Here is a 23,080-nt window from a genome sequence, read left to right as displayed (position 1 = left end):
GCCGCCGCGCCCCGACCTGGTGGCGCAGGCGATCGTGCCCGACTACGCGCTGGGGCCGCATACCGCCTCGCTCGGGCTGGCCTGGTCCGGCGGCGCCAGGCTGCCGGCGCCGTTCATCCACGGCATGTTCGTCGGCCAGCACGGCTCGTGGAACCGCGACCCGCGCAGCGGCTACAAAGTCATCTTCGTGCCGTTCACCGGCACGCGCGCGGACGGCCAGGCGCAAGACGTGCTGACGGGATTCCTGGACGACGCGGGCCAGGCGCGCGGCCGGCCCGTGGGCGTGGCGCTGGACCGCCAGGGCGCGCTGCTGGTGGCCGATGATGTCGGCAATGCGATCTGGCGCGTCACCGCCGCGGACGCCGCCCGCTGAACCGCGGCATCGCGGGAAAACGCGGAAAAACGGCGCAAGCGGGACCCTGCCACGCAATTCGGTAACGCCCGCTTGCGTTGCATCAAACCCCTTGCGGGCCCGCCCGCGCCACGAGGAGTAGACTGGGGCGAGAATAGCGCAACGGCCGCGCGGCTCGCGTCCCGCGACGCGCGCGGCTCCACTCCCCTCGATCCCTGGAGGCATGAACATGCTGTTGAAGAATCTCTGCGCCGCGACCATCCTGGCCCTGGCCTCGGCCCCCGTGCTGGCGGCCGAATGCTCGGTCGATATCGCCGGCAACGACCAGATGCAGTTCGACAAGAAGGAAATCACGGTCAGCAAGAGCTGCAAGCAGTTCACCGTGAACCTCAAGCACCCGGGCACCCTGGCCAAGAACGTCATGGGCCACAACTGGGTGCTGACCAAGCAGGCCGACATGCAGGGCGCCGTCAACGACGGCATGGCCGCCGGCCTGGACAACAACTACGTCAAGAAGGACGACGCCCGCGTCATCGCCCACACCAAGGTGATCGGCGGCGGCGAGACCGATTCGGTCACCTTCGACGTCAGCAAGCTGGCCGCCGGCCAGGACTATGCCTACTTCTGCTCGTTCCCCGGCCACTTCGCGCTGATGAAGGGCGTGCTCAAGCTGGTCGACTGATCGCCCCTGCCGGCCTCGCGGGATCTGCGCGGGGCCGCCGCGCCCGCCCCTACAATGGCCGTTTTCCGACACCCTGGGGAACGACGCATGAGCACGGATAAAGTGGCAATCATCACCGCCGGCGGCAGCGGCATGGGCGCGGCGGCGGCGCGCAAACTGGCGGCCGACGGCTACCGCGTGGCGATCCTGTCCTCGTCCGGCAAGGGCGAGGCGCTGGCCGCCGAGCTGGGCGGCCTGGGCGTGACCGGTTCGAACCGCTCGCCCGAGGACCTGGCGCGGCTGGTGGACGCGACCCTGCAGAAGTGGGGCCGCGTCGACGCCGTGGTCAACAGCGCCGGCCACGGCCCCAAGGGCCCGCTGCTGGAAATCAGCGACGACGACTGGCACCTGGGCATGGAGTTCTACCTGCTCAACGTGGTGCGCATCGCGCGCCTGGTGGCGCCGGTCATGAAGCAGCAGAAAACCGGCGCCATCGTCAACATCTCGACCTACGCCACCTTCGAGCCGGAGGCGCTGTTCCCCACGTCCGGCGTGTTCCGCGCCGGCCTGGCCGCGTTCACCAAGGTGTTCGCGGACGAATACGCCGAACACAACGTGCGCATGAACAACGTGCTGCCCGGCTTCATCGACAGCCTGCCGGAAAAGGAAGACCGGCGCGCGCGCATCCCGATGGGCCGCTACGGCACCGCCGAGGAAGTGGCCGACCTGATCGCCTTCCTGGCCTCCGACGCTTCCTCGTACATCACCGGACAGAACATCCGCATCGACGGCGGCATCACCCGTTCGGTGTAATCCGCCCGGCCCGGCCGCCCCCCGCGCGGGGCGGCGCGCCGCTCGCGCGCGCCTCGTGCAAAAGGATTAGTCCCTCGTCCGAATGGCGGTCTTGAAGCCCCCCTGGCGCTTCGCTACCGTAGGCTTTCGCATTCGATCCCGGGGCTGCCTGCATGTCCGCGTCGCCGTCCGGAGCGGCGCCGCCCGCTTCCGCTGAAACCCGCCCGCCCACGCCCGGCCAGGCCTCGCGCTTTTTGGCGCAGGCCACCTTCGGCCCGACGCCGGCGCTGATCGACGCGGTGGTGCGCGACGGCTACGCCGCGTGGCTCGACACGCAACTGGCGCTGCCGCCCTCGCAAAGCCATTTCGACTGGCTGCTGCAGCAAGGCAAGAACACCGAGGCCTACAAGGGCAACGGCATCAACGCGCCGCTGGAATCGACGCTGTGGCGCAAGTTCATCAGCGCGGAAGATCAGGTGCGCACCCGGGTGGCGTTCGCGCTGTCGGAGATCTTCGTGGTCGGGGTGGCGTCGATCACCGCCAACTGGCCGCTGTTCGGCGCCGCCGGCTTCATGGACCTGCTGGCCGAGCATGCCTTCGGCAACTACCGGGACCTGCTCACCGCCGTCACCCGCAATCTGTCGATGGGCTGCATGCTGACCTATCGCGGCAACCGCAAGGAAGACCCGCGCACCGGCCGCCATCCCGACGAGAACTATGCGCGCGAGGTGATGCAGTTGTTCAGCATCGGCCTGGTCGAACTGAACCGCGACGGCACGCCGCGGCTGGTGAACGGCGCCCCCGTGGAGACCTACGACAATGCCGACGTGCAGGGACTGGCCAAGGTCTTCACCGGCTGGGACCTGGACGGGCCGGAGACCGACGTGCAGTTCCACCGCCGTCCGATGGCGCTCAATCCGGCGCTGCATTCGCTGGCCGAAAAGCGCTTCCTGGGCGCGGTGATCCCGCCCGGCACCGACGGCCACCTGTCGCTCAAGCGCGCGATGGAAGTGATCAGCGCGCATCCGAACGTCGGGCCGTTCATCGGCACGCAACTGATCCAGCGGCTGGTCACCAGCAATCCCAGTCCGGCCTACGTCGAGCGGGTGGCGACGGTGTTCGACGACGACGGCCATGGCGCGCGCGGCAATCTCAAGGCCGTGGTGCGCGCCATCCTGCTGGACGACGAAGCGCGCCACCCCGACCTGTCGGCGCCCGGCTGGGGCAAGGTGCGCGAGCCCATCCTGCGCTTTTCCGGCTGGGCGCGCGCCTTCGGCGCCACCTCCACCAACGGCGCCTGGGCCATGCCCGACACCACCGACAACACCATCCGGCTGGCGCAGAGCCCGATGCGCTCGGCCAGCGTGTTCAATTTCTTCCGGCCGCGCTACACGCCCCCCGTCACCGAGCTGGCGCGGCGCGGCCTGGTGGCGCCGGAACTGCAGATCACCGATGAAACCAGCATCGCCGGCTACCTGAACTTCGTGGCCATCTACGTCGATCGCGGCTGGGAAGACCTGCAGACGCCGTACACCGCCGAGATCGCGCTGGCCGCCGACGCCGACGCGCTGGTGGCGCGCATCGTGCTGCTGCTGGCGGGCGACGCCTTCAGCGCGGCGACGGCGCAGGCCATCGCGCAGGCGGTCGACACCTTGCCGCGCGCACGGCCGCGCGACCGCGTGCGCGCCGCCATCACGCTGGTGGCGGCCAGCCCTGAATACCTGGTGCAGAAATGAAGGCCGACCGCCGCGAGTTCCTGCTGCGCGCCTGCGCCCTGGGCGCCACGCACGCGGCGGCGCCGCTGGCGCTGAACCTGGCGGCACTGGGCGCGGCGGCCGCGCAGTCGACGCCGCCGGGAGACTACAAGGCGCTGGTGTGCGTGTTCCTGTATGGCGGCAACGATCCGTTCAACACGTTGGTGCCGTTCGACCCGGGCGCCCATCGCGCCTACGCCGCCGCGCGCACCGATATCGCGTTGCCGCGCCAGGCGCTGCAAGCCACCGCGCTACGCGGCGCCGCGCCCGCCGCCGACGGCGCGCAGTTCGCGCTCGCGCCATCGCTCGCGCCGCTGGCGCCGCTGTTCGAGCGCGGCGAGATGGCGGCGGTGCTGAACGTCGGTCCGCTGGTGGTGCCCACCAGCAAGGCGGACTACATTGGCGCGCGCGTGCCGCTGCCGCCCAAGCTGTTTTCGCACAACGACCAGCAGTCATACTGGCAGGCGCTGGCGCCGGAAGGCGCGTCCTCCGGCTGGGCCGGGCGGCTGACGGACTTGTACGCCGACATCAACGCGCAGCGCAGCTTCACCGGCATCACCGCTGGCGGCAGCACTGTGCTGCTGGCGGGCCGCCACGTCGCCGGTTACCGGGTCGGCGTGAACGGCTCGACCCGCATCGAACTGCTGACGCGCGACATGTACGGCTCCAGCGCCTGCACCGCCTTGCTGCGCCAGTTGATCACGCAGCCGCGCGAGCACCTGATGGAACGGGAAATGTCGCGCATCGCGACGCAGTCGATCGATGCCGACGCGCGGCTGCGGTCGGCCTTGTCTGGCGTGGCCGTGCCGGGCGATTTCGACTCGCCGCTGGCGCAGCAGTTGAAGATCGTGGCCCGCATCATCGCGGCGCGCCAGGCCCTTGGGGCGCGGCGCCAGGTATTCTTCGTGTCGCAGAACGGCTACGACAACCACACCGGCCTGAACGACGCCCACCCGGCCCTGCTCAAGGAGCTGGGCCAGGCGCTGGCCGCCTTCCAGACGGCGCTGGCGGGCCTGGGCGTGGCGCGCCAGGTCACCACCTTCACCGCTTCGGAATTCGGCCGGACGCTGGGATCGAACGGCAACGGCTCGGACCACGGCTGGGGCGCGCATCATTTCGTGCTGGGCGGCGCCGTCAACGGCGGGCGCTACCACGGCACGCATCCGCAGATCGCGCCCGACGGCCCCGGGTTCGTGGACAACGGCCGGCTGCTGCCGACGCTGGCGGTGGAGCAACTGGGCGCGGCGCTAGGCGGCTGGTTCGGCGCCAGCCCGGACGACCTGCGGCTGGTGTTTCCGAACCTGCGCCACTTCGACGCCTCGCCCTTGGCGCTATTTACAGCGCCGCGTGAATCGTCGACGCCAGCTTCTTCCACTTGACGGCTTCGTCGCGCACGAACGCCGCCAGCTCGGCCGGCGTGCTGGTGCGCACCTCGGCGCCCTGGTCGTCGATCTTGGCGGCCACGGCCGGATCGTTGAGCGCGCCATTGAGCGCGGTGTTCAACTTGGCGACCACCTGCGGATCGGCGTTGGCGGGCGCGAACACGGCGTACCACTGCGCCACGTCCACGCCCGGCACGCCAAGCTCGGCCAGCGTCGGCATGTCGGGCAGCACCTTGGCGCGGCGCGTGCCGGCCACGCCCAGCGCGCGGATCTTGCCCGACTTCAGGTGCGGATAGGCGCTGAACAGGCTGGGGAACATGACCTGGGTGACGCCGGCCAGCGTGTCCGTCATGGCGGGGGCCGAGCCCTTGTAGGGAATCTCCAGCATGGCCGCGCCGGTGGCGCGGTTGAACAGCTCGCCCGCCACCGCCGGCGCCGTGCCCGGGCCGGCCGAGGCGTAGCTCAGGCCGTCGGGGTGGGCCTGGCCATACTTGAGCAAGCCCGGCACGTCCTGCACGCCGATGCTGCTGGACACCACCATGAGCGTGGGCGAGTCGGCCACCATGCCGATGGCGGTGAAGTCGCGCACCGGATCGTAGTTGAGCTTCTGCAGCGCGGGGTTGATGCCGTGCGTGCCGATGTAGCCCAGCATCAGGGTGTAGCCGTCGGCCGGCTGGCGCGCCACGTAGTCGGCGGCGATGGCGCCCTGCGCGCCGGGCTTGTTGACCACGATGACGGTCTGGCCCAGCAGTTCGCCCATCTTCTGCCCGATCACGCGGGCCAGGGTGTCATTGCCGCCGCCGGCGGCGGTGGGCACCACCATGGTGATGGCGCGTTCGGGGAATTCGGCGTGGACGGCCGGGCTGGCCAGGGCCAGGCAAAGCGCGGCGGCACCCAGCGTGCCGCGAGTGGGGAAAACCATGTCATGTCTCCTGATGGTTCTGTTGGCGGTCTCTGCGGACCGCTGCGTCTCGAGTCTTTTTTATGCCGCCACCGGCTGGCGCGAGGCCAGCCGGGCGCGGGCGTCCTGCTCCTGCCGCGCCGCGCCGTAGCGCCCCGGCACATAGAGCAGGCCCTTCATGATCTTGCGCGCGGTGCGCACCAGGCCGGCGGCCTGTACCTCGCCGCTGGCGTCATCCAGCTTCACGTCGATGTCCATGCCGCCCGACGGGTGTTCGATGCGCACGCCGCGGTAGCCCGGCCGCGGCGCCGGGCCGCCGCAATCATGCGCCACCGTGCCAGGCATGAGGAAGGCGGCCGCCACGCCCACCGCGCCGGTGGCGGCATGGGCGCGATGGCAGGCATGCGGCGTGAAGTAGCGCGAGCGCAGCGACAGGACGGCGGCATCGCTGCCCGGCGCCAGCAGCACCGGCTTGGGGATGACGCTGTCCGACACGTCGCCCAGGCCCATGCGGGCGCCGGCTTCGCGACGGATGCGTTCCAGGCGCGCCAGCAGCGCGACGTTGGCGTCCAGCTCGGCGGGCGATTCGTCGCCACGCAGGCCGAAGTCGGCGGCGCGCAGCAACACCATCGGCATGGCGGCGTCGATCAGCGTGGCGGCCACGCCGTCCACCTTCTCCTGGCGCTGTCCGGTCGGGAACAGGCGGCCGGTGACCGCCCCCCAGGCGTCGAGGAAATTCAGGCGCACGGGCGCGGCGGCGCCCGGCACGCCGTCGATGCGCGCCTCGCCTTCATAGGTCAGGCGGCCGCCCGGCGTCTGCACCACGGCCTCGATCACGGCGCCCGTGTTGACGTTGTGCACCCGCACCGAGGTTTCGCCGTCGGCCGCGGCGATCAGGCCCTCGTCGATGGCGAAGGGCGCGGCGCCCGACAGCATGTTGCCGCAGTTGGGACGGGTGTCGACGCTGGCGCGGTCCACCGAGACCTGCGCGAACAGATAGTCGATATCGCAGTCGGGTCGGGTCGAGCGCGACACGATCGCGACCTTGCTGGTCAGCGAATTGCCGCCGCCCAGGCCGTCGACCTGCAGCGCGTGGGGCGAACCCATGGCCTGCAACAGCAGCCGGTCGCGGTCGGCGGGATCGGCCGGCAGCCAGTCGCCAAGAAAAAAGGGGCCGCGGGAGGTGCCGCCGCGCATCAGTACGCAAGGGATGATCGTTTCCATGCCGTGCATTCTGCGACGACGCGGCTATTATTTGAATTGCAACTTACGGATGGATTAATGCATGGCACGCATCAATTTCGATTTACAGGAATTGCAGGCCTTCGTGGCCGTGGCCGAGCGCGCCAGTTTCCGCGCCGCCGCCGAAGACCTGAACCTGTCGCAGCCCGCGCTCAGCCGCCGCATCGACAAGCTGGAGGATCTGCTGGGCGCGCGCCTGCTGGAACGCACCACGCGCCGCGTGGCGCTGACGCACGTCGGCCGCATCTTCCTGGAACGGGCGCGCGGCGCCATCGACGAACTGGAACGCGCGGTCCTCAGCATCGGCGACCTGGCGGCGCAGCGCGGCGGACTGGTGACCGTGGCGTGCGTGCCGTCGGTGGCCTACTACTTCCTGCCCGCCATCATCCATGACTACGCCGAGCGCTTTCCACGGATACGGGTCCGCATCATCGACGAGACCGCCCACACCGTGCTCAACAGCGTGGTGACCGGCCGCGCCGACTTCGGCATCAGTTTTTTCGGCACCCAGGAGCCCGACGTGGATTTCAAGGCGGTGCTGCGCGAGGACTTCGTGCTGGCGGTGCGGCGCGACCATCCGCTGGCCGCGCGCCGCAGCGTGTCGTGGGAGGAACTGTCGCAGGAGCGCTTCATGACCGTGGCCAAGGAGAGCGGCAACCGCCTGCTGATCGACGACGCGCTGGCCAAGAGCGGCAAGCGCACCGTCAGCGCCTTCGAGGTCAGCCATGTCATGACGCTGCTGGGGCTGGTGGAGGCGGGCCTGGGCGTGGCGGCGGTGCCGCAGTTGGCGATGCCGCCGGCCGGCCACGCCACCCTGGCCGGCGTCAAGCTCGAACATCCGCGCGTCACCCGCAGCCTGGGGCTGATCTCGCGCCGGGGCCGCCCCCTGGCGCCGGCGGCGCAACAGCTCTATAACCTTATCCACCAGGCCGGCAAGAGCGCCAAGCGTGGCCCCTCCAAGCAACCCTGAAGCCGCACCATGAGCCCCCAATCCCTGGCATTGCAAGCCGCCACCGAAGACGACCTGCCTTTCCTGCTGGCGCTGCGCAAGGCGACCATGACCGAACACCTGGCGCGCGTTGGCGCACCGCGGGACGATGCGCACCACCTGGCGCGCATCCGTTATCACTTCGACGACGCCCAGATCGTCTGGCTGCACGGCCGCCCGGCGGGCCTGTTCAAGACCTTCCGCGATCCGGCCGGCTGGCGCGTCGTGCAGATCCAGATCGACCCGGCCTTCCAGGGCCAGGGACTGGGCCGGCGCCTGCTGGCGGGCCTGCTGCGGCAGGCGGACGACGAAGGCGCCCCGGTCACCCTGTCCGTCCTGAAGGGCAACCCCGCCCGCCGGCTCTACGAGTCGCTGGGCTTCATTCCCGTGGAGGAGACCGACCTGGAAATAGAAATGCGCTACGAACCCGCCCCGCCCGCCGGCGGCCACGCCTGACAGCGGCCGTCGCGAAGGGCCCGCGCGAGGCTCGGTTGGATCGTCATCCCCGGCCCTCCACTTTTTTTTCCCGCGGCGGAATATTCCCGTTCGCCCCGGCGTCTGTAGAGGGCAGTCCCCCACTTTCCCATCTACGAGGCACGACATGCGTACTCAAATCGCCGCAGCCCTGGTTCTCTCCTCCGCCGCCCTGTTCTCGGCCGGCGCCCACGCCCAGGCCGTCAAGACCCAGGACGGCATCCTGGTCAACAGCGCCGGCATGACCCTCTACACCTTCGACAAGGATGCCGGCGGCAAGAGCGCCTGCAACGACCAGTGCGCCAAGATCTGGCCCCCGGTCACCGCCGCCGCCGACGCCAAGGCCTCGGGCGACCTGAGCATCATCACCCGCGACGACGGCTCCAAGCAGTGGGCCTACAAGGGCAAGCCGGTCTACCTGTATGCCAAGGACGCCAAACCGGGCGACAAGACCGGCGACAACTTCAAGGACGTCTGGCACGTCATCAAGCCCTGATCCGGCCTGAGCCGTCCCTCCACGCCCGACCATGCGCGCCGACGACGAAGCCGCGATCCTGGCCTGCATCCCCAGCCTGCGGCGCTACGCGCGCGGGCTGACGGGCGACCCGCACCGGGCCGACGACCTGGTGCAGGACACGCTCGAACGAGCCTGGAGCCGCTACTCGCGCTGGCAGCGCCGCGGCGAACTGAGGGCGTGGATGTTCGGCATCATGCATAACCATTTCATCGACGGCGTGCGCGCCAGCCACCGGCAGGCCGAGGAGGCCCGCGCGGGCGATCTGCCCGACGTGCCGGTGCGCGCCACGCAGACCGACCACCTGGAGGTGCGCGACCTGGACCGCTGCCTGCAAGGCCTGCCGGCCGAGCAGCGCGAAGTATTGCTGCTGGTGTGCGTGGAAGACCTGTCGTACCAGGAAACCGCGCAGGTGCTGGGCGTGCCGATGGGCACGGTCATGTCGCGCCTGTCGCGCGCCCGCGAACGGCTGGGCGCCCTGATGCAAGGCCAGGAACCCGCCAGCCGGCTCCATCGCGTGAAATGACATGAACGACAAACGCCTCCACGCCATCCCCGCCGCCGGCAACCCGATCACCGAAGCCGACCTGCACGCCTACGCCGACGGCCAGTTGCCGCCCGGCCGCCACGCCGAAGTCGACGCCTTCCTCGCCGCCCACCCGCAGGACCTGGCCCGCGTCCAGGCCTGGCAAGCCCAGCGCCGCGCCCTGCACGCCCTGCTGGACCCGGTGCTGGACGAACCGCTGCCCCTGCGCCTGCCGCTCTCGCCCCCCGCCCGACGCCTGCCGTGGCGCGCCCTGGCGGCCGGCATCGCCATTGCCGCCATCAGCGCCAGCAGCGCCTGGCTGGCGCGCGGCGCCCTGGACGCCCGCCACCTGCAAACCGTATTGGCCACCGCCACCCCCGACCGCGCCGCCGGCGGCTACGCCCAGCGCGCCGCCATCGCCCACGCCGTCTACGCCCCCGACATGGGCCGCCCCGTCGAGGTCAGCGGCGACAACGAAAAGGCCCTGGTCACCTGGCTCACCAAGCGCCTCGGCGCCCCCGTGCGCGCCCCCTCGCTGACCCATGCCGGCTACGACCTCGTCGGCGGCCGCCTGCTGCCCGGCGGCAGCGGCCCCGTCGCCCTCTTCATGTACGGCGCCCCCGACGGCCAACGCCTGACCCTCTACGTCACCCGCGAAGCCGCCGGCGGCCAGACCGCCTTCCAATTCACCCAGGAAGGCCCCGTCCGCGTCTTCTACTGGGTCGAAGGCCAATTCGGCTACGCCCTCTCCGGCGCCATCAGCCGCGACGAACTCCAACGCGTCTCCGAAGAAGTCTACAAACAGCTACAAGGCTGACCCGGGCGCGGACGCGCCCGGCGAGCGCCAATCCGCCCGCGGGTTTCACAAAGCCCCTGGTCAGACACCCTCGTTCGAGAATCAGCTGCCCTCCCACAAAGCTCACCGCAAAGCGCGCCCCCCATCGCCGCCACTTCGCGCAGCGACCACACCCCGACGCCCCACCCGATGTATGCCAAAAACGGCTGCCCGCGCAGCCGTTTTTGGCGGGCCCCGCAAACTCCTCCGCCCCCCAAACGACGCTGAGCAGAACACCAAGCAAGCCATTCTCCCCGCCATCCGCCGCATGGAGATGCACGAGCGGCGGGGGGAGGGTGCCGGGCGGGTGCGGGGCGTGTAGATGCGCCCGAGGGAATCCGAAGGAGTCGCCGAAGGCGAGGACGAGGATGACGACGGGGTAGTCCGGAGCGAACGCTCCGGACCGCAATCGTAGCCCCGCGCCCGCCCGGCACCCTCCCCCCGCCGCGCCTTAAGAACCCTCCCGAGCCACATGCAACATATGCAACGTAATCTTCCTCACCTCAGCCTTGCTCATCTCAATATGCCCCCGCAACATCCTCCCCGCCGCCTCCCCCCGCCGAGCCAGCACCGCCCGCAAAATCGCCCCATGCTCCTCATAAGTCGCATCCACCCGGAACTCCTTGGTGAAATCCAGCCGCCGCACGATCCGGATCTTCTCCGTCACCTCCCGGTGGATCAGCGCCATCTCCGCATTCCCGGCGGCCGCCACCAGTGAGCAGTGAAAGGCCTCGTCCAGCTCCGCCACCATCCGCCCATCCAGGATCCGCTGCGCCGGCGGCACCAGCCACACATCCGTCAACGCCCCCAGCAGGCCGCTATCGTCCATGTGCTCGCGCGCGCACAACCGCTCGACCGCCGCCAGCTCCAGCACCACGCGCACGTCGTACAGCGCCTCGAAGCGCTCGAAATCGAACGGCCGCACCTGCCAGCCGCTGCGCGGACTCGGCAGCACGAAGCCCTCGCGCTCCAGCCGCGCCAGCCCCAGCCGCACCGGCGTGCGGCTCACCCCCAGCCGCAACGCCAGCTCCGCCTCGGTGAAACGGTCACCCGGCAGCAGGCGGAAGTCGAACAGCTCATCCTTGATGCGCTGGTAGACCTGGTCCGCCAGCGACCCGGCCAGCACCGGCGCCTGCCGCAGCGCCGGGCTGATGCTGACGGGGTCGCGCATGCCGCTCAGGTCACGGGGCACGTCGCGTCCTCGGCCAGCACCAGCAGCGCGTCGCCGGCATTCACCGGCTTGCCCGGCACGCAGCGGATCGCCGTGACCGTGCCCGACACCGGCGCGATCACCGACAGTTCCATCTTCATGGCTTCCACCACCACCAGCGTGTCGCCCGCCGCCACGCTCTGGCCCACCTGCACCGGAATCTTCCAGATGTTGCCGCACATGTCGGCGCTGACCAGCCGTTCGCCATCGCGCAGCGGGGTCTGCGTCTCGGGCGCGGCCTCGGCCGGCGCCACCGCCACGTCCTCGTGCTTCCACAACGCCACCTCGGCATCGAACGCCGTCTTCTGGCGCGCCTGGAATGCGCCGATGCTGTCGGCCTGCTCGGCCAGGAAGCGCTGGTGCGCGGCGAAGTCGAACACCTCCTCCTCGATCCGCACCGTGGCGCGGCCCTCGCGGAAGTCCTCGCGCAGCGTATCGAGTTCGGCCTCGCTCACCGGATAGAAACGCACCTGGTCGAAAAAGCGCAGCAGCCACGGCTTGCCGTCCTGGAACACCGGGTTCTTCAGGAACTTGTTCCAGATCGGCAGCGTGCGGCCCACCAGTTGATAGCCGCCGGGCGAGTCCATGCCGTAGATGCACATGTAGACGCCGCCGATGCCCACCGTGCCCTCGGCCGTGAAGGTGCGCGCCGGGTTGTACTTGGACGTCAGCAGCCGATGGCGCGGATCGATCGGCACCGCGCACGGCGCGCCCAGGTAGACGTCGCCCAGGCCCATGATGAGGTAGCTGGCGTCGAACACGATGCGGCGCACGTCCTCGCGGCTGGCCAGGCCGTTGATGCGCTGGATGAAGTCGACATTGTTTGGCAGCCACGGCGCGCTGGCGCGCACCGTTTCCTGGTAGCGCTGCACCGCGCCCAACGTGGCCGAATCCTCGAACGCCATCGGCAGGTAGACCACGCGGGTCGGCACCTTCAGCGTCGCCACGTCGGCCAACTGTGTTTCGATCTCCAGCAGCCGCGCGATCAGCGCCTGTTGCAGGATCACGCGGCTGTCGTAGCGGATCTGCAGCGAGCGCACGCCCGGCGACAGCTCGCGCACGCCGTCGATCGGCCGCACCGCCAGCGCCTCCATCAGCAGGTGGATGCGCATGCGCAGCGCCAGGTCGAGCACGTTGTCGCCATACTCCAGCAGCAGGTAGCCGTCGCCCGCCTGGCGGTACGACACCGACGGCCGGCTACCCGTCGCCGGCAGCGCCGCGATGATGGTCTCCGAGGCCGTGGCGGGCGGCGCCGACGGCGTGGTGGCCTGCGGCGCCACAGCGCGCAATTGTTCGACGCTGTGGTCCTGCGCCGCCTCGCGCGCCACCGCCTCGGCATAGTCGATGCGCACGAAGCGGATGCGGTCGCCCGGCTTGACCTGGCCCACCTTCCACAGCTCGGCGCGCGCGATCGTCACCGGGCAGACGAAACCGCCCAGGCTGGGACCGTCGCGCGTCAGGATCACCGGGCTGTCGCCGGTGAAGTTGATGCTGCCGATGGCGTATTCGCAGTCATGGATGTTGGACGGATGCAGGCCGGCCTCGCCGCCGTTCTCGCGCGCCCAGGTCGGCTTGGGGCCGGTCAGGCGCACCCCCAGGCGATTGGAGTTGTAGTGCACCTCCCAATCGGCGGCGAAGAAGGCCTCGATGGCCTCGGGGCGGAAGAAGTCCGGCGCGCCATGCGGGCCGTACAGCACGCCGATCTCCCAGGTGTTGCCATAGGCGGGGATCAGTTCGGCCGGCGCGGCCTGCGGCGCGCTCACGGGCGCCTGGGCGTTCGCGGCCGGCAGCTCGGGACGCACCAGCGGCAGCATGTCGCCGACCCGCAGCGTGCGGCCGGCGTGGCCGCCGAACTGGCCCAGCGCGAAGGTCGAGCGGCTGCCCAGGTAGACCGGCACGTCCAGCCCGTTGCGCACCGCCAGGTACGTGCGGCAGCCGGACAGCGCGCGGCCCGTGGCCAGCACCTGGCCCGAGCGCACCGGGACCGGCTGCCACATCGGCACCGGCTCGCCATCGAGCGTGGCGGCGCATTCGGCGCCGGTGAGCGCGACGATGGCATCGCCATGAAAGCGCAGCGTCGGCCCGACCAGCGTCGCCTCGATGCCGGCGGCGTCGGGCGCGTTGCCGACGATGCGGTTGGCCAGGCGGAAAGCGTAGTCGTCCATCGGCCCCGACGGCGGCACGCCGATGTCCCAATAGCCGGTGCGGCCCGGGTAATCCTGCACGCTGGTGTAGGTGCCGGCTTCCAGCACCTCGATGGCCGCGGGCCGGTAAGTGAAGCCTTCGAGGAAGCGCGTCGACAACTGGCCGGCGCGGAAGCGCGCGTCGGCCACGATCTGGCGCAGGTAGTCCAGGTTGGTGGCGATGCCGTGCAGGCGGGTGTGCGCCAGTGCATCGGCCAGCTTGTCGAGCGCGGCCTCGCGGGTGTCGGCGTGCACGATCAGCTTGGCCAGCATCGGGTCGTAGAATGGCGGCACCTCGGTGCCCGTCGCGACCCAGCCGTCCAGCCGCACGCCTTCAGGAAAATGCACCTCCGTCAGCACGCCGGGCGACGGCTGGAACTGGCGCAGCGGGTCTTCGGCGTACAGCCGCACCTCGATCGACGCGCCTTGCGGCGCGCGCGACATCGCGGCCAGGTCGAGCGGCTCGCCCGCCGCCACGCGCAGCATGCATTCGATCAGGTCCAGCCCGGTCACCGCCTCGGTCACCGGGTGCTCCACCTGCAGGCGGGTGTTGACCTCCAGGAAATAGAAGCTGTCGCGCGCCGGATCGTAGATGAATTCGACCGTGCCGGCCGAGCGGTAGGCCACCGACTCGCCCAGCTTGACCGCCGCGTCCAGCAGCGCCGCGCGGGTCGCGGCCGGCAGGTGCGGGGCGGGAGTTTCCTCGATCACCTTCTGGTTGCGCCGCTGCACCGAGCAATCGCGTTCGCCCAGCGCCAGCACGCGGCCGGCGCCGTCGCCGAAGATCTGCACCTCGACGTGGCGGGCGTTGTCCACGTAACGCTCGATGAAGGCGCCGCCGTCGCGGAAGAAGTGCTCGCCCATGCGCTGCACGCTGTCGAACGCCACCGTCAGTTCGGCCTCATTGTCGCACCGCGACAGGCCGATGCCGCCGCCGCCCGCCGTGCTCTTGAGCATCACCGGATAACCGATGCGCTCGGCCTGCGTCAGCGCCTCGCCCAGGCTGGCCAGCAGGCCCGTGCCCGGGGTCATCGGCACGCCGGCGTCGGCCGCCAGTTCACGCGAGCGGTGCTTCAGGCCGAACTCGCGGATCTGCAGCGGCGTGGGACCGACAAAGGCGATGCCCGCGGCCTCGCAGGCTTCCGCGAACTCGGCGCTCTCCGACAGGAAGCCGTAGCCGGGGTAGATGGCCTGCGCGCCGTGCTCGCGCGCGGCCGCCAGCAGCAGGTCGGTGCGCAGATAGCTGTCGACGGCCTTCTCGCCGCCCAGGGCCACGGCCACGTCGGCCTCGCGCACATGGGCCGCGTTGCGGTCGGGATCGGAATACACGGCAACGCTGCGGATGCCCAGGCGTTTCAGGGTACGGATGGCGCGGACGGCGATTTCGCCACGGTTGGCGATGAGGACGGTATCGAACACGGTTCGGCTCCCAGGGGCGATTGGCGTTAGCGGGGGGTGGCGTTCAGGCTGGCGAGGTAGGCGCGCCAGCCGCCGAAGGCGGTGATGTCGCGCGCGCCCTCCAGGCCGCGCGGCTCGCAGATGAAGCCCTTGACCTGGCGGCCGTCATGCAGCGTCAGCGTGCCGATGCCCAGCGGCGCGGGGATCTCGGCCACGAAGGCGCCGAACGCCGCCAGCGGGATGTCCCACAGCTCCACCTCGATAGGCGCGCCGCTGTCGGACTTCACCAACCCCGGCTTGGGCGGCGTGGTGTTGGCCAGCGCATAGAGCCGGTAGTCGGCGGCGGTGCGGGTCTTTTCGACCAGCACCGCGCGGCGCGAGGTCAGTTGGTGGTTCAGGGGCATGCCCGTCAGGTGCGCGCCCACCACCGCGACCCGCAGCAGTTCCGGGTCGGCGGCGGGCGGCCCCATCGGCGGCAGCGGCTGGCCCGTGGCGCCCAGCGGCAGGCCGCGCAGCGCCTGCCATTGGCGGCCGAAGCGCGCCAGCGCGCGGTCCTGCCAGGCCATGCCGATCAGCGTGATGCCGGCCGGCAGGCCGTCGCCGCGCATGCCGGCCGGCAGCGCGAGCGCGGACAGGTCTGCCAGGTTGGCGAAGTTGGTGTAGATGCCCAACTGCGAATTGAGACGCACCGGGTCGGCCTGCAACTGCGCGATGGTGTAGATCGACGGCGAGGTCGGCACCACCAGCGCGTCGAAGCCTTGCAGCGACTGGTGGATGCGGCGCGTCAGCTCGGCGCGGCGGTATTCGGCCTTGAAGGCGTCGAGCGCGCTGTAGTTGGCCGCGCCTTCGACGATGCCGCGCACCACCGGGTGGATGGCCTCGGGGTTGTCGCGCCACAGCGACTCGACGGCGGCGAAACGCTCGGCTACCCAGGGGCCTTGATACAGCAGCGCCGCCAGCTCGGCGAAAGGCGAGAAGTCAATCGGCTCGATCACCGCGCCCGCGGCCTTGAGCGCCTGCACCGCGGCCTCGAACGCGGCGACCGCCTGCGCATCGCCGAAGAACTCCAGGCGATCCGGCACGGCCAGCCGCGGCGTGGCGGGCCAGGGCGCGGCCGCGCCGGCCGGCTGCGCGCGCGAATACGGATCGCGCTCGTCATAGCCCCCGGCGATGCCGGCCACGCGTTCGGCATCGTCCACCGTCAGCGCGAAGATCGACACGCAGTCCTGCGTGCGGCAGGCCGGCACCACGCCGGCGGTGCTGAGCCAGCCCTTGGTCGGCTTCAGGCCGACGATATTGTTGAAGCCCGCCGGCACGCGGCCCGAGCCCGCGGTGTCGGTGCCCAGCGAAAACGCCACCAGCCCGCGCGCCACCACGGAGGCGGAGCCGGAACTGGAGCCGCCACTGATGTATTCGGGGTTGAAGCTGTTGGCCACCGCGCCATGCGGCGAGCGGGTGCCGACCAGGCCCGTGGCGAACTGGTCGAGGTTGGTCTTGCCGATCAGGATGGCGCCGGCCGCGCGCAGGCGCCGCACGACGGTGGCGTCTTCGTCCGGCGTGTAGGCGAACTCGGGGCAGGCCGCCGTGGTCGGCCAGCCGGCCGCGTCGATGTTGTCCTTGATGGCGAACGGCACGCCGTACAGCGGCAGGCGGGCGCGGTCGCCGCCGGCGGCGGCCAGCAACAGGCGCAGGTCGTCGAGCTGGCGCGCCAGCATCGGCGCGCTGACCCGCGAGATCCACGCGTTGTCGGCGGCGGCGTCCGGCGCGGGCAACAGGGACGGCAACAACGTATCCGGGGTCACCCCGTCGTCTTCATAGGCCGACAGCCATTGCGCGATCGTCCAACCGATGGGGCCCTGCTGCGTTGCTACGGCATTCATGCTGGAATCCTCTCTTGTATACAAGTACGGATTCCCAAGCAATACGCGTGCCATGTCGGCCGCGCCCCGCGCCGCCACTGCGCGCGCCGGGCGGCGGCGCCACCCTGGGCGCCTCGCGCGCGCGGCCGCCGCACCCGGAGCGGGCAAGGTCCGCACCGATTTTGTGCACGCGGCACCAGATTGAACCGTGCAGTCGTCGTCCCGCCGCCACCGCCGGCATGCCCCTTTTCCCTATCGCTCCATACAGCGCATCGCGCCCCCCGATGCGCCTGGCACGCCTTTTGCTTTTGAGTCCTGGTCACGCCCTTGCTTCGGCAGGGCCGCGCGCAGAGGTAGTTGGATGCAGTCCCAGGCTTTGAGACCGTTATCGCCGGCGCCGCCGGCTTCTTCCCATCCAGGAGTCACCATGAAACGCAGACTAGCCCTCAAGCAATTGACCGCCGCCAGCCTATTGGCCATGTCCGGCTGGATGCCGCAACTGTTCGCCGCCGAAGACACCATCAAGGTCGGCATTCTGCATTCGCTGTCGGGCACCATGGCCATCTCGGAGACGTCGCTCAAGGACGTGGCCCTGATGACCATTGACGAAATCAACGCCAACGGCGGCGTGATGGGCAAGAAGCTCGAAGCGGTGGTGGTCGATCCGGCCTCGAACTGGCCGCTGTTCGCCGAGAAGTCGCGCCAACTGCTGTCGCAGGACAAGGTGGCGGTGGTGTTCGGCTGCTGGACCTCGGTGTCGCGCAAGTCGGTGCTGCCGGTGTTCAAGGAACTGAACGGCCTGCTGTTCTACCCGGTGCAATACGAAGGCGAGGAGCTGGAGAAGAACGTGTTCTACACCGGCGCCGCGCCCAACCAGCAGGCGATTCCCGCCGTGGAATACCTGATGAGCGAAGACGGCGGCGGCGCCAAGCGCTTTGTGCTGCTGGGCACCGACTATGTGTACCCGCGCACCACCAACAAGATCCTGCGCGCCTTCCTGCACTCCAAGGGCGTCAAGGACAGCGACATCGACGAGGTCTACACCCCGTTCGGCCATTCCGACTACCAGACCATCGTCGCCAACATCAAGAAGTTCGCCGCCGGCGGCAAGACCGCCGTCATCTCCACCATCAACGGCGACTCCAACGTGCCGTTCTACAAGGAACTGGGCAACGCCGGCCTGAAGGCCACCGACGTGCCGGTGGTGGCGTTCTCGGTGGGCGAGGAAGAACTGCGCGGCGTCGACACCAAGCCGCTGGTGGGCCACCTGGCCGCCTGGAACTACTTCGAGTCGATCAAGAACCCGGTCAACGAGGAGTTCATCAAGAAGTGGAAGGCCTACGCCAAGGCCAAGAACCTGCCCAACGCCAACACCGTGGTCACCAACGACCCGATGGAAGCCACCTACATCGGCATCCACATGTGGAAGCAGGCGGTCGAACAGGCCAAGACCACCGACGTCGACAAGGTGATCGCGGCCATGGGCGGCCAGAAGTTCAATTCGCCGAGCGGCTTCTCGATCGAGATGGACAAGACCAACCACCACCTGCACAAGCCGGTCTACATCGGCGAGATCAAGGCGGACGGCCAGTTCAACGTGGTCTGGAAGAGCAAGGGCCCGATCCGCGCGCAACCGTGGAGCCCGTACATCCCGGGCAACGAAAGCAAGCAAGGCCTTTAAACCGGAACCGGAAGCGCAGCCATGCTGAATGCGGTCATCGCGAAATTCCTGCGTCACCTCCTGCTTGCATGGCTGCTGGCCGCGCCGGCGCTGGCCGCCCACGCGGCCGCGCCGGGCGTGGATCCGGCGCTGCTGGCGCCGCTGGCGGGCGACGACACCGACGCCCGCCTGCAGGCCATCGCCGCCCTGGGCCAGCAGCCCGGCCCGGGCGCGGCCGCCGTGTTGCAGGCGCTGGGCAATGACCAACTGTATGCGCTGCCGGACGGCCGCGTGCTGATCGGCGACGGCAAGGGCCAGGCCACCGATCCGGCCACCGGCGCTTCCCTGGCGCTGCCGCCCGAGGCGGCCGCCATCGGCATCAACAACCGCTTGCGGCGCGCGATCGAGGCGGCGCTGGCCGGTTCGCGCCTGTTCTCCGATAACCCGCAGGAACGGCTGGCCGCCGCCCGCCGCCTGCAACAGACCGGCGATCCCGCCCGCCTGCCGCTGCTGGAGAAGGCGCTGGCCGCCGAAAAAGACCCGGCCGTGCGCGCCGCGCTGGAAATCGCGCAGGCCAATCTCGAACTCAAGAGCGCCGACCCCGCCGTGCGGCGCCACGCGGTCGATCTGCTCGGCCGCACCGACAACGCCGCCTTCCGGCCGACGCTGGCGGCGCTGACGCAACAGCAGGACGGCGTCTACGCCGAACCCGACGCCGGCGTGCGCGAGGCGGCCGCCAACGCGCTCAAACGCATCGACCGCCACCTGGCCACCATCGAATGGGCCGGCAACCTGTTCTACGGCCTCAGCCTGGGCAGCGTGCTGCTGCTGGCGGCGCTGGGGCTGGCCATCACCTTCGGCCTGATGGGCGTCATCAACATGGCGCACGGCGAGCTGCTGATGATCGGCGCCTACGTCACCTACCTGGTGCAGACGGCGTTCCGCGCCTGGCTGCCGGGCTGGCTCGACTGGTACGTGGCGGCGGCGCTGCCGCTGGCCTTCGTGGTCACCGCGCTGGTCGGCATGGCGCTGGAACGCACCGTGATCCGCTGGCTCTACGGCCGGCCGCTGGAAACGCTGCTGGCCACCTGGGGCATCAGCCTGATGCTGATGCAGGGCGTGCGCACGCTGTTCGGCGCGCAGAACGTGGAAGTGGGCAACCCGAGCTGGATGTCCGGCGGCTTCACCGTGCTGGGCGGCCTGGTGCTGACCTACAACCGGCTGGTCATCATCGGCTTCGCGCTGTTCGTGGTGTTCCTGGTGTGGGCGCTGCTGAACCACACCCGGCTCGGCCTGTTTGTGCGCGCCATCACCCAGAACCGGCGCATGGCCGATTGCGTCGGCGTGCCCACCGGCCGCGTCGACATGCTGGCGTTCGGGCTGGGCTCTGGCATTGCCGGGCTGGCCGGCGTGGCGCTGTCGCAGTTGGGCAACGTGGGCCCGGACCTGGGCCGCGGCTACATCGTCGATTCCTTCATGGTGGTGGTGCTGGGCGGCGTCGGCCAACTGGCCGGCACCGTCATCGCCGCGCTCGGCCTGGGCGGCGTCAACAAATTCCTGGAGCCTTACGCGGGAGCGGTCATGGCCAAGATCACCATCCTGGTGCTCATCGTGCTTTTCGTGCAGAAGCGGCCGCAAGGCCTGTTCGCCCCGCGCGGCCGGAGCGTCGAATGAAGCAGACCGCGCTGACCGATTTCAACCTGCTGGCGCGCCGGCCCCTGTTCAATGGCCGCGCCTGGGCCGCGCTGGGCGCGGGCGTGCTGCTGCTGGCGCTGGTGCCGCTGCTGAACCTGGCGTTTCCCGCCGGCCATCCGCTGCACGTCTCGGCCTACGCCGTGGCGCTGCTGGGCAAGTTCATGTGCTACGCCCTGGCGGCGCTGGCGCTGGACCTGGTGTGGGGCTACGCCGGCATCCTGTCGCTGGGCCATGGCCTGTTCTTCGCGCTGGGCGGCTATGCCCACGGCATGTACCTGATGCGCGCCATCGGCCAGGACGGCGTCTACCAGAGCCGCCTGCCCGACTTCATGGTGTTCCTGGACTGGAAGGACTACCCCTGGTACTGGGCCTTCACCGACCACTTCGCCTATGCCATGCTGCTGGTGGTGCTGGTGCCGGGCGTGCTGGCCTTCGTGTTCGGCTACTTCGCCTTCCGCTCGCGCATCAAGGGCGTGTATTTCTCCATCATCACGCAGGCGCTGACCTTCGCCGCCATGCTGCTGTTCTTCCGCAACGACACCGGCTTTGGCGGCAACAACGGCTTCACTGACTTCAAGCGCATCCTGGGCTTCGACATCACCGCGCCCGGCACCCGCGCCGCGCTGTACTGGATCACGCTGGCGGCGCTGGCCGGCGCGCTGGTGCTGGCGCGCGCCGTCACGCAGTCCAAGCTGGGCCGGGTGCTGACGGCGGTGCGCGACGCCGAGAGCCGGCTGCGCTTCATCGGCTACGACCCGCTCGGCTTCAAGCTGTTCGTGTGGACGCTGTCGGCGGTGCTGTGCGGCATCGCCGGGGCGCTGTACGTGCCGCAGGTCGGCATCATCAACCCCAGCGAGATGTCCACCGAGAACTCCATCGAGATGGTGATCTGGGTGGCCACCGGCGGCCGCGGCACGCTGATCGGCCCCATCATCGGCGCCGGCGCCGTGAACGGCCTGAAGACCTGGTTCACCAGCGTGCTGCCCGAATTCTGGCTGTACGCGCTGGGCCTGATCTTCGTGCTGGTGACCCTCTTCCTGCCCACCGGCATCGTCGGCCTGGCCCGGCGCCTGGCCGCCCGCTACCAGGAGCGACGCGCATGACCAGCACCCATACCGAAAGCGCCATGCTCGATGGCGGCCCCAGCGGCGACGCCGGCTACGGCCGCGTCAGCCCCAAGGGCCTGGACACCAGCCACGGCGCCATCCTGTACCTGGAAGGCATCACCGTCAGCTTCGACGGCTTCAAGGCGCTCAACGACCTGACGCTGGACATCGGCGTCGGCGAACTGCGCTGCATCATCGGCCCCAACGGCGCCGGCAAGACCACCATGATGGACGTCATCACCGGCAAGACGCGCCCCACCGCCGGCACCGCGTTCTTCGGCCAGAGCATCGATCTGACCACGCTGAGCGAGGCGCAGATCGCGCACGCCGGCATCGGCCGCAAGTTCCAGCGCCCCACGGTGTTCGAGCAGCACACGGTGTTCGAGAACCTGGAATTGGCGATGAAGACCGACAAGCGCGTGCGGCCCACGCTGTTCGCGCGCCTGACCGGCGAGCAGGCCGACCGCATCGGCGAGACGCTCGACCTGATCCGGCTGCGGCCCGAGGCCTTCCGCCCGGCCGGCCTGCTGTCGCACGGCCAGAAGCAATGGCTGGAGATCGGCATGCTGCTGATGCAGGAACCGCAGTTGCTGCTGCTGGACGAGCCGGTGGCCGGCATGACCGACGCCGAGACCGAGCGCACCGGCGAACTGCTCAACGAACTGCGCGGCCGCCATTCGCTGATGGTGGTCGAGCACGACATGGATTTCGTCAACCAGATCGCCGGCGACGGCAAGGTGACCGTGCTGCACGAGGGCTCGGTGCTGGCCGAGGGGCCGATGGCCAAGGTGCAGGCCGACCCGCGCGTGATCGAAGTCTACCTGGGGCGCTGACATGCTGAACGTGAACACCATCGACCAGTACTACGGCGGCAGCCACACCCTGCGCGGCGTATCGCTGGCCGTAAACCAGGGCGAATGCCTGGCGCTGCTGGGCCGCAATGGCGTCGGCAAGACCACCCTGCTCAAGTGCGTGATGGGCGTGCTGCCGGTGGCGCGCGGCGCCATCGATTTCGACGGCGCCGACGTCACCCGCCTGGCGCCGCACCAGCGCGCCGCGCGCGGCATGGCCTACGTGCCGCAGGGCCGCGACATCTTCGCCCGGCTCACGGTGGAAGAAAACATCCTGATGGGCATGGCGACCAAGCCGGCCGCGCGCGCGCGCCGCATCAAGGAGGAAGTGTTCGAGCTGTTCCCGGTGCTCAAGAGCATGCTGGCGCGGCGCGGCGGCGACCTGTCCGGCGGCCAGCAGCAACAGCTTGCGATCGCCCGCGCGCTGGTGGCCGAACCCAAGCTGATCATCCTGGACGAACCCACCGAGGGCATCCAGCCCTCGATCATCAAGGACATCGGCCGCGTCATCCACATGCTGCGCCAGCGCGGCGACATCGCCATCCTGCTGTGCGAACAGTACTTCGACTTCGCCCGCGAACTGGCCGACCGCTTCGTGGTGCTGTCGCGCGGCGAGGTGGTGGCCAGCGGCGACCGCGCCGCCATCGACGGCGAGGACGTGCGGCGCCATCTTTCCGTCTGAAAGGGCTTGGATATA

The 23,080-nt window shown here is 69.9% G+C and carries 19 protein-coding genes and 1 pseudogene; 15 read left to right on the top strand and 5 right to left on the bottom strand.

Annotation, left to right across the window (positions count from 1 at the left end):
* From SB816_RS07340 to SB816_RS07320, 5 genes and pseudogenes are all read left to right on the top strand, one after another.
* Window positions 1-373: pseudogene (locus SB816_RS07340) on the top strand (sorbosone dehydrogenase family protein); the annotation flags it as partial.
* 208 nt (window positions 374-581) lie between these two features.
* The gene (azu, locus tag SB816_RS07335) at window positions 582-1,034 is read left to right on the top strand and encodes an azurin (protein ID WP_049078035.1); all 453 of its coding nucleotides are present in this window, start codon (window positions 582-584) and stop codon (window positions 1,032-1,034) included.
* Between the two features lie 87 nt (window positions 1,035-1,121).
* On the top strand, window positions 1,122-1,826 hold the full coding sequence (locus SB816_RS07330) for an SDR family oxidoreductase (RefSeq protein ID WP_049075685.1): 705 nt from the start codon (window positions 1,122-1,124) through the stop codon (window positions 1,824-1,826).
* 152 nt (window positions 1,827-1,978) lie between these two features.
* Entirely contained in the window at window positions 1,979-3,541 is a 1,563-nt protein-coding gene (locus SB816_RS07325; protein ID WP_410546706.1) for a DUF1800 family protein, read from the top strand.
* Window positions 3,538-4,938, top strand: a complete 1,401-nt coding sequence (locus SB816_RS07320; RefSeq protein ID WP_144655369.1) for a DUF1501 domain-containing protein — start codon at window positions 3,538-3,540, stop codon at window positions 4,936-4,938. The genes SB816_RS07325 and SB816_RS07320 overlap by 4 nt, the downstream gene beginning before the upstream one ends.
* Here SB816_RS07320 and SB816_RS07315 read toward each other — a convergent pair.
* Together SB816_RS07315 and SB816_RS07310 are read right to left on the bottom strand one after the other, a co-directional pair.
* Window positions 4,895-5,863, bottom strand: a complete 969-nt coding sequence (locus SB816_RS07315) for a tripartite tricarboxylate transporter substrate binding protein (RefSeq protein WP_054500946.1) — start codon at window positions 5,861-5,863, stop codon at window positions 4,895-4,897. The genes SB816_RS07320 and SB816_RS07315 overlap by 44 nt on opposite strands.
* Before the next feature lie 60 nt (window positions 5,864-5,923).
* Entirely contained in the window at window positions 5,924-7,066 is a 1,143-nt protein-coding gene (locus tag SB816_RS07310) for a 4-oxalomesaconate tautomerase (protein ID WP_054417206.1), read from the bottom strand.
* A gap of 61 nt (window positions 7,067-7,127) precedes the next feature.
* On the opposite strand from SB816_RS07310, the gene SB816_RS07305 reads away from it, so the two are divergent.
* The 5 genes from SB816_RS07305 to SB816_RS07285 all read left to right on the top strand — a co-directional run bounded on the left by SB816_RS07305 (window position 7,128) and on the right by SB816_RS07285 (window position 10,403).
* On the top strand, window positions 7,128-8,054 hold the full coding sequence (locus SB816_RS07305; RefSeq protein ID WP_054417088.1) for a LysR family transcriptional regulator: 927 nt from the start codon (window positions 7,128-7,130) through the stop codon (window positions 8,052-8,054).
* Between the two features lie 9 nt (window positions 8,055-8,063).
* Window positions 8,064-8,528, top strand: a complete 465-nt coding sequence (locus SB816_RS07300) for a GNAT family N-acetyltransferase (RefSeq protein ID WP_054417087.1) — start codon at window positions 8,064-8,066, stop codon at window positions 8,526-8,528.
* 145 nt (window positions 8,529-8,673) lie between these two features.
* Entirely contained in the window at window positions 8,674-9,042 is a 369-nt protein-coding gene (locus SB816_RS07295; RefSeq protein WP_054417086.1) for a hypothetical protein, read from the top strand.
* Between the two features lie 31 nt (window positions 9,043-9,073).
* Window positions 9,074-9,586 carry an RNA polymerase sigma factor gene (locus SB816_RS07290; RefSeq protein ID WP_054500943.1) on the top strand — a complete coding sequence of 171 codons (513 nt, stop codon included), beginning with the start codon at window positions 9,074-9,076 and terminating at the stop codon, window positions 9,584-9,586.
* Window position 9,587: 1 nt separating this feature from the next.
* Window positions 9,588-10,403 carry an anti-sigma factor family protein gene (locus SB816_RS07285; RefSeq protein WP_144655371.1) on the top strand — a complete coding sequence of 272 codons (816 nt, stop codon included), beginning with the start codon at window positions 9,588-9,590 and terminating at the stop codon, window positions 10,401-10,403.
* Between the two features lie 469 nt (window positions 10,404-10,872).
* Here the strand turns inward: SB816_RS07285 and SB816_RS07280 are convergent, their stop codons facing one another.
* From SB816_RS07280 to atzF, 3 genes are read right to left on the bottom strand one after another with little or no spacing between them, the layout of a single operon-like run.
* Window positions 10,873-11,592: a GntR family transcriptional regulator gene (locus SB816_RS07280; RefSeq protein WP_100507403.1), complete on the bottom strand. Its 720-nt coding sequence runs from the start codon at window positions 11,590-11,592 to the stop codon at window positions 10,873-10,875.
* Window positions 11,593-11,597: 5 nt separating this feature from the next.
* Window positions 11,598-15,233 (bottom strand): urea carboxylase, encoded by a 3,636-nt coding sequence (uca, locus tag SB816_RS07275; RefSeq protein ID WP_410546705.1) that lies wholly within the window; start codon window positions 15,231-15,233, stop codon window positions 11,598-11,600.
* Between the two features lie 26 nt (window positions 15,234-15,259).
* Window positions 15,260-17,092 (bottom strand): allophanate hydrolase, encoded by a 1,833-nt coding sequence (gene atzF, locus SB816_RS07270; RefSeq protein WP_410546704.1) that lies wholly within the window; start codon window positions 17,090-17,092, stop codon window positions 15,260-15,262.
* 406 nt (window positions 17,093-17,498) lie between these two features.
* On the opposite strand from atzF, the gene urtA reads away from it, so the two are divergent.
* Genes urtA through urtE form a run of 5 tightly spaced genes read left to right on the top strand, consistent with a single transcriptional unit; the run spans window position 17,499 to window position 23,065 of the window.
* A complete protein-coding gene (gene urtA, locus SB816_RS07265) occupies window positions 17,499-18,752 on the top strand; it encodes an urea ABC transporter substrate-binding protein (protein WP_047993316.1) in 1,254 nt (417 codons plus the stop codon).
* 21 nt (window positions 18,753-18,773) lie between these two features.
* The gene (urtB, locus tag SB816_RS07260) at window positions 18,774-20,405 is read left to right on the top strand and encodes an urea ABC transporter permease subunit UrtB (protein WP_049075705.1); all 1,632 of its coding nucleotides are present in this window, start codon (window positions 18,774-18,776) and stop codon (window positions 20,403-20,405) included.
* Window positions 20,402-21,529: an urea ABC transporter permease subunit UrtC gene (gene urtC, locus SB816_RS07255; RefSeq protein WP_006386131.1), complete on the top strand. Its 1,128-nt coding sequence runs from the start codon at window positions 20,402-20,404 to the stop codon at window positions 21,527-21,529. The genes urtB and urtC overlap by 4 nt, the downstream gene beginning before the upstream one ends.
* Window positions 21,526-22,365, top strand: a complete 840-nt coding sequence (gene urtD, locus SB816_RS07250; protein WP_006386130.1) for an urea ABC transporter ATP-binding protein UrtD — start codon at window positions 21,526-21,528, stop codon at window positions 22,363-22,365. The genes urtC and urtD overlap by 4 nt, the downstream gene beginning before the upstream one ends.
* Before the next feature lies 1 nt (window position 22,366).
* The gene (gene urtE / locus SB816_RS07245) at window positions 22,367-23,065 is read left to right on the top strand and encodes an urea ABC transporter ATP-binding subunit UrtE (RefSeq protein WP_006386129.1); all 699 of its coding nucleotides are present in this window, start codon (window positions 22,367-22,369) and stop codon (window positions 23,063-23,065) included.
* Window positions 23,066-23,080: the final 15 nt, after the last annotated feature.

This window comes from Achromobacter sp. SIMBA_011, from assembly GCF_046535435.1.
GTDB lineage: Bacteria > Pseudomonadota > Gammaproteobacteria > Burkholderiales > Burkholderiaceae_B > Achromobacter > Achromobacter dolens.
This window is presented reverse-complemented; position numbering and strand designations above follow the sequence as displayed.